The sequence below is a fragment of the Portibacter marinus genome (assembly GCF_021533195.1).
Lineage (GTDB): Bacteria > Bacteroidota > Bacteroidia > Chitinophagales > Saprospiraceae > Portibacter > Portibacter marinus.
The window spans coordinates 212,815-228,345 of sequence record NZ_JAJNKB010000005.1; the positions used below are offsets into that span (position 1 = coordinate 212,815).

14 protein-coding genes are annotated in these 15,531 nt (G+C 39.3%); 11 read left to right on the forward strand and 3 right to left on the reverse strand.

The features are described 5' to 3' along the window. Positions 1-151 precede the first annotated feature (151 nt). Positions 152-691: an NUDIX hydrolase gene (locus tag L2567_RS13570; protein ID WP_235298333.1), complete on the reverse strand. Its 540-nt coding sequence runs from the start codon at positions 689-691 to the stop codon at positions 152-154. A gap of 92 nt (positions 692-783) precedes the next feature. On the opposite strand from L2567_RS13570, the gene L2567_RS13575 reads away from it, so the two are divergent. The 7 genes from L2567_RS13575 to L2567_RS13600 all read left to right on the forward strand — a co-directional run bounded on the left by L2567_RS13575 (position 784) and on the right by L2567_RS13600 (position 10,859). Then, positions 784-2,445 carry a PA domain-containing protein gene (locus L2567_RS13575; protein WP_235298334.1) on the forward strand — a complete coding sequence of 554 codons (1,662 nt, stop codon included), beginning with the start codon at positions 784-786 and terminating at the stop codon, positions 2,443-2,445. Between the two features lie 101 nt (positions 2,446-2,546). After that, positions 2,547-3,152 carry a hypothetical protein gene (locus L2567_RS13580; RefSeq protein ID WP_235298335.1) on the forward strand — a complete coding sequence of 202 codons (606 nt, stop codon included), beginning with the start codon at positions 2,547-2,549 and terminating at the stop codon, positions 3,150-3,152. Positions 3,153-3,284: 132 nt separating this feature from the next. Next, positions 3,285-3,377 carry a hypothetical protein gene (locus L2567_RS21330; protein ID WP_406626694.1) on the forward strand — a complete coding sequence of 31 codons (93 nt, stop codon included), beginning with the start codon at positions 3,285-3,287 and terminating at the stop codon, positions 3,375-3,377. Positions 3,378-3,446: 69 nt separating this feature from the next. Beyond that, entirely contained in the window at positions 3,447-4,214 is a 768-nt protein-coding gene (locus L2567_RS13585) for a queuosine precursor transporter (RefSeq protein ID WP_235298336.1), read from the forward strand. Between the two features lie 34 nt (positions 4,215-4,248). After that, positions 4,249-5,163 carry a citrulline utilization hydrolase CtlX gene (gene ctlX, locus L2567_RS13590; protein ID WP_235298337.1) on the forward strand — a complete coding sequence of 305 codons (915 nt, stop codon included), beginning with the start codon at positions 4,249-4,251 and terminating at the stop codon, positions 5,161-5,163. 177 nt (positions 5,164-5,340) lie between these two features. After that, positions 5,341-7,896 carry a TonB-dependent receptor gene (locus L2567_RS13595; RefSeq protein WP_235298338.1) on the forward strand — a complete coding sequence of 852 codons (2,556 nt, stop codon included), beginning with the start codon at positions 5,341-5,343 and terminating at the stop codon, positions 7,894-7,896. A 128-nt stretch (positions 7,897-8,024) separates the two neighbouring features. After that, entirely contained in the window at positions 8,025-10,859 is a 2,835-nt protein-coding gene (locus L2567_RS13600) for a lamin tail domain-containing protein (protein ID WP_235298339.1), read from the forward strand. Between the two features lie 42 nt (positions 10,860-10,901). On the opposite strand, the gene L2567_RS13605 is transcribed toward L2567_RS13600, so the two are convergent. Continuing rightward, on the reverse strand, positions 10,902-11,396 hold the full coding sequence (locus L2567_RS13605) for a phosphoribosyltransferase family protein (RefSeq protein ID WP_235298340.1): 495 nt from the start codon (positions 11,394-11,396) through the stop codon (positions 10,902-10,904). A 139-nt stretch (positions 11,397-11,535) separates the two neighbouring features. Here L2567_RS13605 and L2567_RS13610 point away from each other — a divergent pair, with 139 nt between their 5' ends. The 4 genes from L2567_RS13610 to L2567_RS13625 all read left to right on the forward strand — a co-directional run bounded on the left by L2567_RS13610 (position 11,536) and on the right by L2567_RS13625 (position 14,799). Then, entirely contained in the window at positions 11,536-12,891 is a 1,356-nt protein-coding gene (locus tag L2567_RS13610) for a (Fe-S)-binding protein (protein ID WP_235298341.1), read from the forward strand. A 127-nt stretch (positions 12,892-13,018) separates the two neighbouring features. Continuing rightward, entirely contained in the window at positions 13,019-13,798 is a 780-nt protein-coding gene (locus tag L2567_RS13615; protein ID WP_235298342.1) for a (Fe-S)-binding protein, read from the forward strand. A gap of 4 nt (positions 13,799-13,802) precedes the next feature. Next, positions 13,803-14,282 carry a hypothetical protein gene (locus L2567_RS13620; protein ID WP_235298343.1) on the forward strand — a complete coding sequence of 160 codons (480 nt, stop codon included), beginning with the start codon at positions 13,803-13,805 and terminating at the stop codon, positions 14,280-14,282. 55 nt (positions 14,283-14,337) lie between these two features. Continuing rightward, on the forward strand, positions 14,338-14,799 hold the full coding sequence (locus L2567_RS13625) for a hypothetical protein (protein WP_235298344.1): 462 nt from the start codon (positions 14,338-14,340) through the stop codon (positions 14,797-14,799). Here L2567_RS13625 and L2567_RS13630 read toward each other — a convergent pair. After that, complete coding sequence (locus L2567_RS13630; RefSeq protein WP_235298345.1) at positions 14,793-15,476, reverse strand: tetratricopeptide repeat protein; 684 nt, start codon at positions 15,474-15,476, stop codon at positions 14,793-14,795. The two genes, L2567_RS13625 and L2567_RS13630, sit on opposite strands and share 7 nt — an antisense overlap. Positions 15,477-15,531: the final 55 nt, after the last annotated feature.

The window sequence follows — 15,531 nt, forward strand, 5'->3', positions numbered from 1 at the left end:
GTAAAGTTTGTTGATTGAGTGCAGGCAAATGGAAGTTGCAAGTTCCAAGGCACTAGAGTAATGCAATGATTAGAGTAGTGGCGAAGCTGGCAAATGGAATTTGCCAGTCCTAGGGCAGTTTGAAGCTCGAAGAAAAGTCTGATCATCAGAGCTAAGCGGAGAAGTGGAAATACTTGAGCAAGGCTGCGACGTGCAGGGCTTGCACCAACTCATCTTTCTTGATCATTTGAAGTACTTCTTCTCTGCTGAATAATCTGACATTAATATCTTCGGTTCGGTCCAAACTTTGCTCCTCTATTTTCTGCACACCCTTAGCCACGTAGGTATGGACCGTATTGGTGTGCGTTCCCGGATTAGCGCATAGATTAGTTAGATGTGACCATTGGCCCCCGCCAAAACCTGTTTCTTCCAACAATTCTCTTTGACCCGCCACTAAGGGACTTTCGTCGTCCTCATCGATCACTCCCGCTGAGAGCTCGAAGGCCGTCACTCCATAAGCATGACGATATTGCTCAATGAATACAAATTGATCTTCTTCTGTAATGGCAATAACAGTCACCCAGTCGGGATATTCCAGTACGTAATAATTCTCCAGCACCTCCCCATTGGGTAACTTGACCGTGTCTACTCTCGCTGTAAACCAGGGCTTATCTCTTGATATATATCTCGACTTGAGAACTTTCCACTCCATGTCGACAAAAATAGGTAAGATTTTTAGAATACTTTGTGAGAAGCTGACTTTGTTCTATCTTGAGCCCTTTGAATTTGAATTTGAAAAGAATTATGAACACGAAATCATTTCATTTAATAGCATTATTATTACTGGTAACAGTATCCCTATCAGGACAGACGATTGGCGGAGATTTTGATTTTGTCGTTGAATCACCGCCGGAAGCGGCAGGAGAATATGATTATGGAGGAACCTCTAATTTCGGACCCGATATCACTGAGAATTTTTGTGGAGAGCTGGTATGGGGAGGTCCCGCAGAAAATCTCTCGTGTGAACCGATAAGTGCAGACCTTACGGGTAAAATTGCGTTGATCAGACGAGGTACCTGTGATTTCAGCCTTAAAATCTGGCATGCTCAAGAAGCAGGTGCCATAGCAGTAGTGATTGTTGACCATGGACAAGGACAAAATGCAGTGAATGAGCCTGTCGATATGTTGGGAGGTGATATGGCTGATGAAGTAAATATACCTGCAATTATCCTTTCATTCCTTACCAGCGAAATAATCGTCCCGGCTGTAAATAGCGGAACGGTAGAAGTCTGTTTTCGCCTACCTACGATCCAAAATTCTTTCGGTCCATATTCCTATTCGACTCCACGGGCACAAATTGTACCTTTGGAGAATATCAGTGTTCAATTGATCAATAGAACGGGACAAGCCATGTCAAATGTTGAAGGTCGGGTAGAAATAATCTCTCCCTTAGGTGAGACTACTACTTTAATAGCAACCAATGATCTTCCTGTCAATGAAGTAATTACTTATCACTTCGAACATTATCTTCCCAAGGAATTGGGCGAGTATACCATGGTTTATTCAAGTGATCATGATGTAGCAACCATCGAACGCAAATTTGAAATTACTGAGAATACCTTCGCTACTGACGATGGGATTCCTGTAGGCTCTAGAGGACTAACAAATGATGATTTTGCCACATCAGATTTTTTTCAACAAAGTGGTTCACTGGTGATTGCTGGCGCCGATGAAATGGCTACTCATATCACTTTTGGATTGGCAAATGGAGAGGAATTGTATACAAGAGATGAGAATTCAGATATTGTCGTTGTAGCAGTTTATAATGCAGATCAAGATGGAAACAATATTCTTGATCTTGACATAATTTCAACTTTTGAAGATTTGGGTCAACCACTAGAGATAGGTATTTACCAGATAGATGGGACTGAAGTCTTTGATAAATTGGTAACAGTTGAGCTAGAAAACCCAGTTTTGCTTGAAAAGGATCGTTTATATTACGCTACTGTTGCATATAGTGGTGAAGATGCAGGAACTGGAATAGCGCCAAGATTCTCAGTTTCTAAACATGTTGATTATAACAACAGTCTTATTACTCCTCTACAGACAAATGGACAATTATTTAATGGTTGGGATAGATCATCAACTATGATTACGCGATTGCACACTAAAGGCCATGTTGTTAATACCGATGAATATCATAATTCTGAATTCTCACTAGATTTGATCAATAATCCAGTGTTAAACGGTATTCTAAATTTTAGTGTCAATGATTTAAATTTTGTAGACAATGCAAAATTCTGTCTATTCAATTCTAATGGTGAATTGTTAAAAAAGATTTCTATAAAAAATAATTATTATCAAAACTATATGATTGACGTGCATGAATTTGATTCAGGACTATATTTCATAAAAGCATCTTTTAGTAGTGGATATATTTGTAGGAAGTTTATAATTCAAAATTAAATAAGTATTAGTAATTTTTTACGACATTTTTGATGGAATATTTATATTGAATTATGTGGATTTTATAGAATATGATTAAGTTGAAAAAAAATATCATAATTATGAAAAATTTTAATTTTTGGAACTATGCCTTTCACATTACTTTGCTTTTTATATTTTTGTTAACTTCCTGTTCAAAAATAGAACACACCAATGAAAAGAAAATTGTTGAGCAAGATTCAAATTACAAAATATCAGCCAAGGACATCCTTAAAGATCCAATACTTAGAGATTCCATTGAAGTTGCTGATGAATACGAAGTTTTAAATAGATCTTGTACTTGTAACGTAGCCATAACCAGAGTAACAACTTCACTTAATAGTAATCCAGAGTATGACTACGCTTTAGTTCTTGTTAGATATAAGCAAAATGGAAATACGCAAATAAGATTATTAGGTTTACCAGGCAATACATTTGGTGAGCCACAGCAAGTCTCATTTAATCCAGATAATGCAATCGATCTGGAGGCTGCATATGAACCACATCCAACTTATCCCGCTGGTGGATTTTGGGTAAAGATTTGGTGTGATTATGCAAATCCTGGTACTGGAGGTTCATACACACATATTTATAACTGGCAAACTGGCGGATTAGGTTGGTTTGATGAAAATTTTTACCAAAGTGGAAGTACTTGTGTCATTACACCAGTTGGTAGCTCTACCATGTGATTAAGATTCGACAGGTTTATGTCTTAGAAATAGATTTAAACTATAATATTCAGACATAATTAGAGAAAATAGAATATATAAACCTAATATTGTTTGAATGACATTTAAATATTTTTTTAAGCTACAGAACAAATTGACGTACGCAACTATTCTGCTGGCACTTATTTTTTAAATGTAGTCACTGACCATGAAATTGCAACCCGCAAAGTGATCATTGCAGGATAAGTAACGGCCTAAAATATACGAAGGGATGGTCAGTATTGATTGTCCCTTTTCTTTTTATATTGCTTCACTATGTCACATTTTCTTAGTAATAAAGTCAACAAATTATTCTTAATCCTTGGTGGTTTTTTTGTGGCCAATGCCCTGGTTGCAGAATTTATCGGTATTAAGATCTTCTCATTGGAAAGGACACTGGGGTTTGATCCCATGAATTTTACGTTTTTTGGTGTGGAAGGTCTGGGTTTTAGTTTGACGGCAGGTGTATTGCTCTGGCCTGTGGTTTTTGTGATGACCGATGTCATTAATGAATATTACGGCTCCAAAGGGGTTCGCTTTCTCTCTTATCTCACGGTAGGTTTGATCAGCTACGCTTTTGTCATGGTTTTTCTTGCGATATGGATTAGTCCCGATGATTGGTGGCAAAATTTAAGTGGTGGAGATATTGCTGATATGGATTTGGCTTTTAGTAAAGTTTTTGGCCAGGGCCTGTGGATCATCGTAGGATCTCTTGTAGCTTTTTTAGTGGGTCAAATTGTTGATGTGCTCGTCTTTCATCGCATTAAGAAGTGGACAGGAGAAAAAAAAGTTTGGCTGAGGGCGACCGGTTCTACGCTTGTATCTCAATTTATTGACAGCTTTGTGGTTTTGTTGATCGCCTTTTATATCGGTAGCGATTGGGATCTGGTAAGAGTTTTAGCGATTGGTACTGTTAACTATATATACAAATTTATCATGGCGATTGCATTGACACCCGCCATATATTTCGCACACTATGCCATTGACAGTTACCTAGGAGGAAAAACAGCGCATCGGCTGAAAAAACAAGCCATGGGTAATTAAAAGAAAAGCTTACTTTTGCAAAAATTTCAGATCAATGGCGACGACAACGGATACAATATTCATGGTGAGACCATCCAATTTTGGCTACAATCATGAAACAGCAGAAAACAATGCTTTTCAGGACAATTCTGGTAATGAGACCAAGGAGCAGATAAGTGAAATGGCCAAGGTGGAATTTGATGGGATGGTTGAAAATTTAAGAGATAAAGGCATCGAGGTGATTGTTTACGAAGACTTGCCTGATCGAATGGTAAAGGATTCTGTTTTTCCCAATAATTGGATAACAACGCATCAAAACAATGTCATCATTACTTATCCCATATTTGCGGAAAGCAGAAGAATGGAGAGAAGAGAAGACATTGTCGATGATCTGAAAGAACGGTTTGGTTTTGAAAGGCAGTATTTTTTTGAGCACTACGAGGGAGAATCTAAATTTCTAGAAGGAACAGGCAGTATGATTCTGGATCGAGACAACAGAATTATATATGCGTGTTTGAGTGATAGGACAGATGTAGAGATCTTGGAAAAGTTTTCCATCCTAATGAATTATAATAAAATCTTTTTCCACGCCGAAGATGCTGATGGAATACCGATATACCATACTAATGTCATGATGGCTTTAGGGGAAGAATTATGCATTCTTTGTAAGGACAGCATCACGGATGAAAAGGAAAGGGCTGAGGTGATTGACTCATTGGAACAAAGTGGTAAAGAAATTATTGAAATCAGCATCGAGCAAATGAATCACTTCGCTGGTAATATGTTAGAGGTCAAAAATAAAGATGGTTATCGGTATATGGTCATGTCTGAACAAGCCTACAAATCATTGAATCAGGATCAAATTACCAAAATCGAGCACTACGCACAAATTTTGCATTCTCCATTATACACCATTGAAAAGTATGGAGGTGGTAGTGCCAGATGCATGATTGCAGAGATATTTGCATAAGATTATAGTAATTTTACATTTTTAGTGTACTATCTATCAGCCTGATAGGTGGTGTATAGGATTTTCAAAAACGAACATATCTCATCCTTAAAGATTTACAATTTATTAATATAAGTTTTCTCGATATGTCGGGAAAATAAAAGTACTTTTGCAGAAAATTTAACCAAAGTAATTAAAATGAAAAAATTATTTACACTTACTATTTTAGCATGTATGACGCTTTTCGTCAGTGCCCAGACGGTAACAGGAGTGGTGGTCGATCCATCTTCTGGTGATCCGCTTATTGGAGCAACTGTAATTGAAAAGGGGACTACTAATGGAACCATCACTGACATTGATGGAAAATTTTCAATCGTCATTACCGAACCAGGTGAGCCTGTTTTATTGGTGTCTTTTTTGGGATACAACCCACAAGAAGTTTCCGTAATGGGTGACGGTAATGTTAGTTTGGGTAACATCGAATTAGCGCCAGATGGTCTAGGTCTTGATGAAGTAGTCATTACTGGAACGATGGACATCGTCAGAGATCGTAAAACGCCTGTGGCAGTTTCAACCATTGGAGTTCGTGAAATTCAGGCGAAGGCTGTTGGAAACGTGGAGTTTCCTGAAGTGATGAAAAATACGCCTTCGGTATATGTTTCAAGCCAAACCGGTTTTGGAGATTCTCAAATGTGGATGAGAGGTTTTGATCAGATCAACACTGCATTTCTTTTAAATGGCCAACCTATTAATGGTATGGAGGATGGAAGAATGTACTGGTCAAACTGGTCAGGTATGTCTGATGTAGCTACAGCTGTTCAGGTACAAAGAGGTCTTGGTTCTTCTAAGCTGGCCATTTCTTCTGTTGGTGGAACCGTTAACATAGTAACAAAAACTGTTGAGAATCAACAAGGAGGATTTGCAAGATTTATGGTTGGTAACGATGGCTATTTGAAAGGAACTTTGGCATATAATTCAGGTCTTGTAGGCAAATGGGCAGTTTCCGCTTTAGTAGACCATTGGCAAGCGGATAGAAAGTGGGCTGAAGGTACTTTTGGTCAAGGTCAATCTTATTTTCTTTCAGTTGGATTTAAGCCAAATGAGAGAAACACTTTTAACTTTCTCGTAACTGGAGCACCTCAGAATCATGGTCAGAGATGGTCTCAAAGCCTTGAAACTCTAGAGGAAGATCCTAAGTTTAATCAACATTGGGGACTGGATAGTGACGGTAATATCCTATCTGAAAGATACAATTACTATCACAAGCCGGTGATGAACCTGATTTGGGATTTTGATATTGATGAAAGGACCACTTTATCCTCAGTTTTGTATGCTTCTTTCGGTAGAGGTGGGGGAACTGGAGATTACGGAAGAGGAAGAATCAGAACGGAGGAAGGACAGGTTGATTTTGCTGCAATTGAAGCATCTCAGTCCGGTATCGGTAGCTTTGGAGATAACTACGCAAGAAGAGCTTCTGTAAATAACCACCAGTGGTATGGTAATGTAACTACATTTAAGAAAAATTTGTCACCAGATGTTGATGTAAGTGTTGGAGCTGATGTCAGATTTTACAGAGGAGATCACTTCAGACAAATCGTTAACTACTTTGGTCTGTCAGGTTGGAATGAATCGTTTAGACATGCAACCAGACCTAGTGACTATGTGGTTAATGAAAGCTATTCCGTTAATCCTTGGGCTGCATTGACAAACTTTGCACCTGAAGGTCAAAGAATCGCTTATGACTATTCAGAGAATATCAATTACCAAGGGGCATTTGGTCAGTTGGAATATACACCTGGAAATGCTTCAACGTTCATTCAGGGTTCTGTTTCAAACCAGTTCTATCAAAGAGAGGGAAGATGGTCTGACATTGGGAAATCAGACAGCGTAAACAAGTTGGGATATAATGTTAAAGCGGGAGCTTCTTACTCTTTCGATCTGTCTAACATTATTTTCTTCAATGCAGGGTTTTATTCAAGACAACCTTTCCTGGATAACATTTTTGAAAATATCAGATACTCTAATGACTTCATTGAACCTGAAATCGAAAATGAAAATGTGATAGGACTAGAGTTAGGTTACAAGTTGTTCCTGGAAAGCTTTGCAGCTAACATTAATCTCTATAATACGAACTGGGGTAATAGAACGAATGTTAGTACTTTCAATAATGATGCAGGAACGCCTGATGATGAATCAGATGATTTTGCTCAAAGGAACATCGAGAGAGGTATTTCACAAGTTCACAGAGGAATTGAAATCGATATGAGATATGATTTCCTAAATGGATTTCTATTAAAAGGATATGCTTCCTTCGGAGACTGGAAATACACAGCCATTGATAGAGTCACTGTGTTTAATGACGATACAGGTGCCTTGATTGGAGAAGAAGACGGTTCAGATTTGTCAGACGTACATGTTCCCAATGCACCTCAGACATCATTTGGTATAGGTGCTTCTTATAGATGGAATGGAATTTCATTCTTCGCTGATTATAACTATTATGATAGATTGTTTCAGAGAAATAACTTTAACAGTTCTGAAACTTTCCTTAGAGAAGAAATTGGAACTCTTGATCCATACAGCTTGATAGACGCTGGTGTGGGATACAGATTTAACATTGGCGAAAGCGGTTTAGAATTAAGAGCCAACGTATATAATGTTCTGGATAGTTTCTATATCAATCAAACGGATCCATTTGGATTTTTAAATGGTAATGGTAGAACTTGGAATTTGAGCTTAAAATATATCTTCTAGTATTAAGTACTGAAGAAAAGTCCGTCAAGTCTTTGTGTTTGACGGACTTTTTTATTTAAAGCTGTAATGATTGATTCACTCCTTTCAATGAATTTTTATCTTTAGCACTTCTATAAAATTATTGTACTATGAATAGAATGATTACCATGATTGCCTTTGTTTTTACTGCGATTACATTGGCACAATCCCAAATTGTCATCACAGAAATTATGTATAACCCCCCGGAAAGTGGCGGAGACTCCTTAGAATATATTGAAATATACAATCAGTCTGAGGCAGCCGTCAATCTCGATGGTTATGCTTTTGTAAGCGGTATAAATCATACTTTCAGTATGATGGAATTGGAGGCCGATGCCTATTTGGTATTGTCAATAGATTCCGTAGCATTAAGGTCGGTTATGGGTGTCGCTTCGCTTCAATGGGCTGCAGGGGCATTGAATAACAGTGGTGAGCTTATTCGTCTGGCGGATGCAGATGGAAATATTGTAGATTCCCTGGAATACGGTACAACTTCGCCATGGCCTTTATTTTCGGATGGTGCTGCAGGTGGAGGTGCTTCCATAGAGCTTTGCATTGATCAGGAAGACAACGCTGATGGTGCGAATTGGATGGCAGCAACTACGGGTTCAGGTGTGACCATTAATTCAGCTGAAGTGAAAGGAACTCCGGGAACTGCAAATAGTGCGGTGTGTACGGTTCCCCCAGCTGCAACTGTAATTGCCACAAGCAATGTTTTCACACCTTCGGACGTCACGATCAATATAGGTGAGAAAGTTTTATGGCGAAATGAGCAAGGCTTTCACAATGTAAATGGCAGCATTGCAACCTTTCCACAAAATCCTGAGGGCTTTGGAAATGGTGCCGCTTCTTCGGCTCCATGGGAGTACGAATTCACATTTACCCAGGAGGGTGTCTATAACTATCAGTGTGATCCACATGCTTCGCTGGGCATGAATGGAACGGTAACGGTTATTAATGATATTCCTCAATTGGTCATTACAGAGATCATGTACAATGATCCATCTAGTGATGATGTCGATAGTCTTGAGTTCATAGAAATATATAATAATGGAGATGATGTCTTCCTAGGAGACGTGACGCTGACCACTAATGTGATCAATTTCACTCTACCTGATATGACGCTACCTGCTGGTGATTTTTTGATCGTCAGCAAATTTGAGACGGCGTTTTTTGCTCAATCTGATGTGATGACTGTAGCTTTTCAAAATGGTGGATTAGGCAATAACTCTGATTCTGTGACTTTAAAATCCCAGAATGGTTCAATTATAGATCAGGTCATCTATATGGACGGTGATGAATGGCCGGAAGAAGGAGATGGGCAAGGTAGTTCTATATCCCTATGTGATATTACAGCTGATAACAACATAGGAAGCAATTGGCAGGCCAGCAGTACCATTACAGAAAGAGAGTACGAAGAGGGCATGTTTATTTTTGCAAATCCCGGTGCCTTGAATGCCTGCCTGATTTCTATTGCAGATGCCAGTGAAGTCGACGAGAACGGAACTGCTGTAAATGACGGACAGAATGTCATTCTCGACGGAATTGTATATGGGGTCAATCTTCGACCGGGCGGTCTGCAGTTTACAGTGATTGATGATGAAAATGAGGGCATTGCGGTCTTTAGTGCATCTGATGATTTAGGCTACGAGGTCAATGAGGGTGATGAAGTCAGGTTGATGGGAGAAATTGGACAATTTAATGGTTTGACTCAGATTTATGCGGATAGTGTAGAATTGTTAAGTACTAATAATAATTTAATAGCAGCTGATACGGTGACAACGCTCGGAGAGGCTACTGAATCAAGTTTGGTCACACTCAAAGATGTGGTATTGCTAGATCCTTCTGAATGGACCGGATCGGGTTCTGGGTTCAATGTCTCTGTTAGTAATGGCAGTGATACTTTCCAATTGCGGATAGATGCTGACGTTGAAGATTTGTATGACGGTGCTTATCCAACAGGTGTTTTCAATGTTACTGGAATAGGAGGTCAGTTTGATAACTCTGAACCTTACCTGGATGGGTACCAGTTGTTACCGAGATATGCTGCTGATATTGAACCTTATGTCCCGTTTGTAGAGGCTTATCCTTTGGTAGATATCGCTGATGTCATTGAAGAAGATGACATGGGCAATGCCATATCCGAAGGTGAGCAGGTAGAAATCATTGGAGTGACTCATGGAACTAACTTCAGACCTTCGGGATTGCAATTTACCATCATAGATGACACAGGAGATGGAATCGGATTATTTTCTTCCGATAACCCATTTGAATACAGTTATGCAGAAGGTGACTTGATCAGCATAAAGGGCACCATCAGTCAGTTTAATGGATTAACACAGATTAATCCGGATTCAATCAATGTCATAAGTAGTGGTATTGAGCTTCAGGATCCGCTGGTAGTCGAAGTATTGGGTGAAGAAACAGAATCCAAGTATATTAAAATAGAGTCTGCTAAAATTATAGACCCAAGTCAGTGGGCAGGAGATGGCAGTAGTTTCAATGTTCAGATAGAAACTGCTTCTGGTGCGATTTTCGATATGAGAATTGACTCAGACACAGAACTTTCAGACCAACCACTGCCTGGTACAACGGTAATGATTACGGGAATCGGCGGTCAGTTTGATAATTCTGAGCCATATTTCGAAGGATATCAGATTTTACCAAGTTTTGAAGGAGATGTAGTGATGGTGAGTGATGTTAAGGATACTTACCTTGATGGTCAATCACTGCGCATTTTTCCAAATCCAGTGCAGGACTATTTGATGATCGATACCGAATTGAAGTTAAAAAGTATTTCGATTTACAATGCTGAAGGCAGAAGATTGGAATTTGTTACCCAACCTTCTCCTAGAATCAACATGGCTCAATTGGCTCCAGGAACTTACATTGCTCACTTCATTGCTGAAGAAGGTGTCGTGATCAAAGAATTTATTAAATTATAGGGCCTATATGCGGGTCTGCTTTATATGGTGGACCCGCATTTTTTACACCAGATTAACCTCGAAATTGCCCTCTTCAGAGATGTCCACTTTGATGCTTTCCTTTACCGTCGTAGCCAATTCCAGCCCCATGTAGTCAACTTTAACAGGGAAGTTTTTATGCTTTCTGTTAACTAGAACGGCTACTTCTACTTTTTTAGGCAATACATTTAAGATAGGCTTGAATGCGTAAAATATCGTTCTTCCAGTATTGGCAACATCATCGACGATAATCACAGTTTTACCTTTTAGATAATCCTCGCCATCCTCGATGGTCGCATCATTCTTCAAAGGTGATTTAGGGTTGATCGAAATGCGTTTGATGGTCAGTTTTTGATCATAAATTTTCTTTAGTTCTGATTCCAAAAGTGTGGCAAATGAATAGCCGGTATTGTTCATTCCCAACAAAACGATCTCTTTTTCATCGAAGTTATGCTCCAGAATTTCAATGGCCAATCTGGTTATTTTCTGCTTTATCTGATCGTGATTTAGTACTTTCATGTGACTTTGCTATTCTTAGTCTGTCGAATATTCAGCGTGGGTGAATGTAGAAAAATTCTTTTAACTTTAATATGAAAATTTTCTTAATGAAAGATTTAATGTGCATTTTTGACTTTGAGTCAAATTTTAGATTTACACTATGGGACTAGAGCAGGTTATATTTGTAATGATCACCCTGGTAGCTTTTTACTTTGCTTACAAGCAATTTTCAAAGTTGCGTGCCAATGTTTTTCTTGGAAAGCCAGATGCTACTGAAGGGCCGACTGGTCAGCGCTGGAAAAATGTTTTATTGGTGGCTTTTGGACAAAAGAAGATGTTTAAGAGGCTGATTCCGGCGGTTATGCATTTGTTTATCTATGTCGCCTTTCTATTTACCCAGGTTGAACTGATCGAAATTTTGATTGATGGGATCTTTGGGGTGCACCGCTTCTTTGCTCCTATCCTCGGCGGACTTTATACGTTTATTATTAATTTTATTGAGATCCTATCTGTCCTGGCCTTTGTTGCAACCATTGTTTTTCTAGCAAGAAGAAACTTACTAAAGATACCAAGATTTGTAAAATCTGAAATGACCTGGTGGCCGAAGCTCGACGCCAATTTGATCTTGATAGGCGAGTTGGTACTTTTGATTGGGATTTTTACAATGAATGGAGCGGATGTTGCACTACAGAAAATTGACCCGGAACACTATCCCGATACCGGTTATCTTGCGATCAGCAGTACTTTCTCTTCTTTTATATTTGACGGACTGCCTAAGGGACTTTTGGTCACCCTTGAGCGCGCAGGTTGGTGGTTACATATATTAACAGTATACGCTTTTTTGAACTATTTGCCTAAGTCTAAGCATCTGCACATTATGTTTGCATTCCCCAATACCTACTACGCAAAGCTAAAGCCGAGAGGAGAAATGGAAAACATGCCGGAGATTATGAATGAGGTTAAATCGATGATGGGATTAGCTCCCGAGGGAGAAATTTCTGAAGAGATTCCGGAATTTGGGGCTAACGATATTTTTGATTTTTCATGGAAGAATATTCTGGGCGCTTATTCGTGTACGGAATGCGGAAGATGCACGGCGGAATGTCCGGCAAACATTACGGGAAAAAAATTGTCACCTAGAAAGATATTGATGGATATCCGGGATAGGGTAACTGAAGTGAGAAACAATTTGGAAACCGGAGATATCAAATATATTGCTGAGGAAAAGAGGGGAGAAGGGGTCAAGTTGGCGCCGGAGAATTATGATGATGGTAAGTCATTATTTGACTACATTACCAGGGAGGAATTACATGCTTGTACTACTTGTAACGCATGTGTGGAAGCGTGTCCTATTTTAATAGACCCGCTTGAGCCGATTCTAAAGATGAGGAGATATGAGATATTGACGGAATCTGCTGGACCTGCGGAGTGGACGCCGATGTTTACGGCTATTGAAAATGGGGGAGCGGTGTGGCAGGTGCCGGATGATAGGGATGCATGGACGAGAGAGGGGTGAGGGATTCACGGCTGGAGGTTCGGAGTTGGGACTGGCAACTTCCATTTGCCAGATCAAGCGGACAGATTACTAAAAGCGAAAAAGTATTTTCGTAGTTGAAAAGGATCAAAAACAAGAAAAAAAGTAAATGAACGTACCGATTATGGCCGATTTGGCCGCCGAGGGAAAGAAACCAGAAATTCTGTTCTGGGTGGGATGCGCTGGCAGCTTTGATGCAAGGGCTCAAAAAGTGACAAAATCATTGGCCACTATACTGAATAATGTAGGGGTTGACTTTGCTATCCTTGGCAACGAAGAATCATGTACAGGAGATCCGGCTAGAAGAGCGGGAAATGAATTTGTCTTTCAGATGTCTGCCCTTCAAAACATTGAAACGCTAAATATGTATGGTGTTGAGAGAATCGTGACGGCCTGTCCTCATTGCTTTAACACCTTGAAGAATGAATATCCAGCCTTAGGAGGAAATTACAAGGTGATTCACCATTCCCAACTTCTTCAGGAATTGATAGAGGCTGGAAAATTGAAAGTGGAAGGAGGTAGCTTCAAAGGAAAAAAAATCACTTATCATGATTCGTGCTACATGGGAAGAGTCAATGGCGAATATACGGCGCCTCGCGAAGTCATTGAGGCATTGGATACGGACCTGGTAGAGCTGAAAAGATGCAAAACAAAAGGGCTATGTTGTGGTGCTGGAGGTGCTCAGATGTTCAAGGAAGATGAACCGGGAGAAAAGCGGATCAATATGGAAAGGACGGAGGAAATTATTGAATCGGGTGCAAGTATTGTTGCGGCCAACTGCCCATTTTGCCTGACCATGCTTCAAGATGGAGTGACTGCCAAAGACAAAGAGGAAGAAATCATGGTTTACGATCTTGCTGAACTAATCGTACAAAACAATAATTGGTAGAGATATGACCGATCTGATAGCACTTGACGAATCATCGAAAGTTTGGGTTTACCATTGCTCTGATATCATTCCGGATGAAAAGATTCCTGAAATGAAGAAGTACATCTTTAATTTCGTAAGTCAATGGGTCAGTCATAACCAGGCATTAAAGGCCTACGGAAACATATTTCACAATCGTTTTCTTTGCTTATTTGTAGATGAAACACAAGCAGGTGCAAGCGGTTGTAGCATTGATAGTTCAGTTAGGTTTATCAAGAATTTGGGGGAACACTACAAGGTCGATTTTTTCGATCGCATGATTTTCTCTTATATTAAGAATGATGAAGTACATACCGCAAGGCGACTGGAATTAAAGTCTTTGTACGATAACGGCAATATTAACGACCAGACGCTTTTTTTTAATCCTCTGGTGAAAAATAAAGGTGAGTTTATAGATCATTGGTTGGTTCCACTCGGAGATAGCTGGATGAAAAGAATGGTTTAATCGATTTTTATCTTCCCAATGGAACAGATTATACTTTCGCGGAGTTTAATAGTATATGTTAGGTAAAGTAAAGAACTGGTTAGGTATAGAAGGTGTCAAGATGGAAATCGAAACACCTGAGAGGATAAAGCTCAGAGATGGCGTTGTGAAAGGGGCTATTTTGTTTCAGAGCATGACTGATAAAAAGGTCACCAAAGTGAAAATTGAACTCATCGAAAAATATACCCGGGGAAGAGGAAAAAGTAAATTGATAAACGAGTATCATCTCGGCTCACTGGAGGTCAATGATGAATTAGAAATCAAGGCCAATGGTCAGTTAAGATTAGACTTTAAGCTCTTATTTGCTCCTAAAACATCTGAAATGGATGACATGGGTAGGAATCTTTTGCTTAAGGGCCCTGTAGCTTTAGCCAAACTTATCAAAGGAGCAAAATCACAGTATCGACTAGAGGTAGAAGCTAAAGTGCCCGGTACCGCACTAAATCCAATAGCCAGAAAGGAGATCAATTTTTATTGATTCAACTTGTTTTTTTCCTCGATGGCTTTCAATACTTCTTCTGGACTTTTGCCTAGGTTTTCCAAAGAAAATTGGGCATCATCTGCAAAATCATTGTTGGGATATCTTTCCAAAAACAACTCGTAAGCTTCTTTTGCTTCTTCCATTCTTCCCAATTCATTTTCTAGTGTAAATGCTTTGATAAAGAGAGCAGATGGAGTTTTTTGATAGTCAGGATAGTCGGTAATAAGCTTATCATAAATACTCAAAGCTTTATCATAAGTCTTTAGCAACTTGGCAATCTCAGCAGCATCAAATAGATATTCGGGCGTCTTTGGATCATCAGGGGCTGATGCCGCATATGCTTCACAAGCATCGACAAATTTAAAAGCTTCGGTTCTATTAATTCCGTATTGATCAGGGTTCTCCAGCCTTGTTTGCTTTAAATTTTCAATGATTTGAGCTGGGCTTTGTGTACCCATTTTAGATTTTAATTCATCAGCCTTAGCGTGATCGGGATAATTTTTGAGCAGATTACCGTAGATCACATTTGCAACTTGTGGCTTATTCCTATTTTCCAGATCCTGAGCCATGGCATACAGCTCATCAAAATCACTCCCCTTGGTATTTGAGTCAGAATTACAGCTGAACAAACCCAATAATGCAAAAAACAAACATTGATAAATTATCCTTTTCATCCTTAAATTTATATTCAAGCCGCAAAAATAGACTTAGTTACTCAACTATCCAATA

Bases quoted from the DNA above. Each gene is read 5' to 3' on its own strand.
- L2567_RS13570 (WP_235298333.1), bottom strand. From the start codon at position 691: ATGGAGTGGAAAGTTCTCAAGTCGAGATATATATCAAGAGATAAGCCC.
- L2567_RS13575 (WP_235298334.1), top strand. From the start codon at position 784: ATGAACACGAAATCATTTCATTTAATAGCATTATTATTACTGGTAACA.
- L2567_RS13580 (WP_235298335.1), top strand. From the start codon at position 2,547: ATGAAAAATTTTAATTTTTGGAACTATGCCTTTCACATTACTTTGCTT.
- L2567_RS13585 (WP_235298336.1), top strand. From the start codon at position 3,447: ATGTCACATTTTCTTAGTAATAAAGTCAACAAATTATTCTTAATCCTT.
- ctlX (WP_235298337.1), top strand. From the start codon at position 4,249: ATGGCGACGACAACGGATACAATATTCATGGTGAGACCATCCAATTTT.
- L2567_RS13595 (WP_235298338.1), top strand. From the start codon at position 5,341: ATGAAAAAATTATTTACACTTACTATTTTAGCATGTATGACGCTTTTC.
- L2567_RS13600 (WP_235298339.1), top strand. From the start codon at position 8,025: ATGAATAGAATGATTACCATGATTGCCTTTGTTTTTACTGCGATTACA.
- L2567_RS13605 (WP_235298340.1), bottom strand. From the start codon at position 11,396: ATGAAAGTACTAAATCACGATCAGATAAAGCAGAAAATAACCAGATTG.
- L2567_RS13610 (WP_235298341.1), top strand. From the start codon at position 11,536: ATGGGACTAGAGCAGGTTATATTTGTAATGATCACCCTGGTAGCTTTT.
- L2567_RS13615 (WP_235298342.1), top strand. From the start codon at position 13,019: ATGAACGTACCGATTATGGCCGATTTGGCCGCCGAGGGAAAGAAACCA.
- L2567_RS13620 (WP_235298343.1), top strand. From the start codon at position 13,803: ATGACCGATCTGATAGCACTTGACGAATCATCGAAAGTTTGGGTTTAC.
- L2567_RS13625 (WP_235298344.1), top strand. From the start codon at position 14,338: ATGTTAGGTAAAGTAAAGAACTGGTTAGGTATAGAAGGTGTCAAGATG.
- L2567_RS13630 (WP_235298345.1), bottom strand. From the start codon at position 15,476: ATGAAAAGGATAATTTATCAATGTTTGTTTTTTGCATTATTGGGTTTG.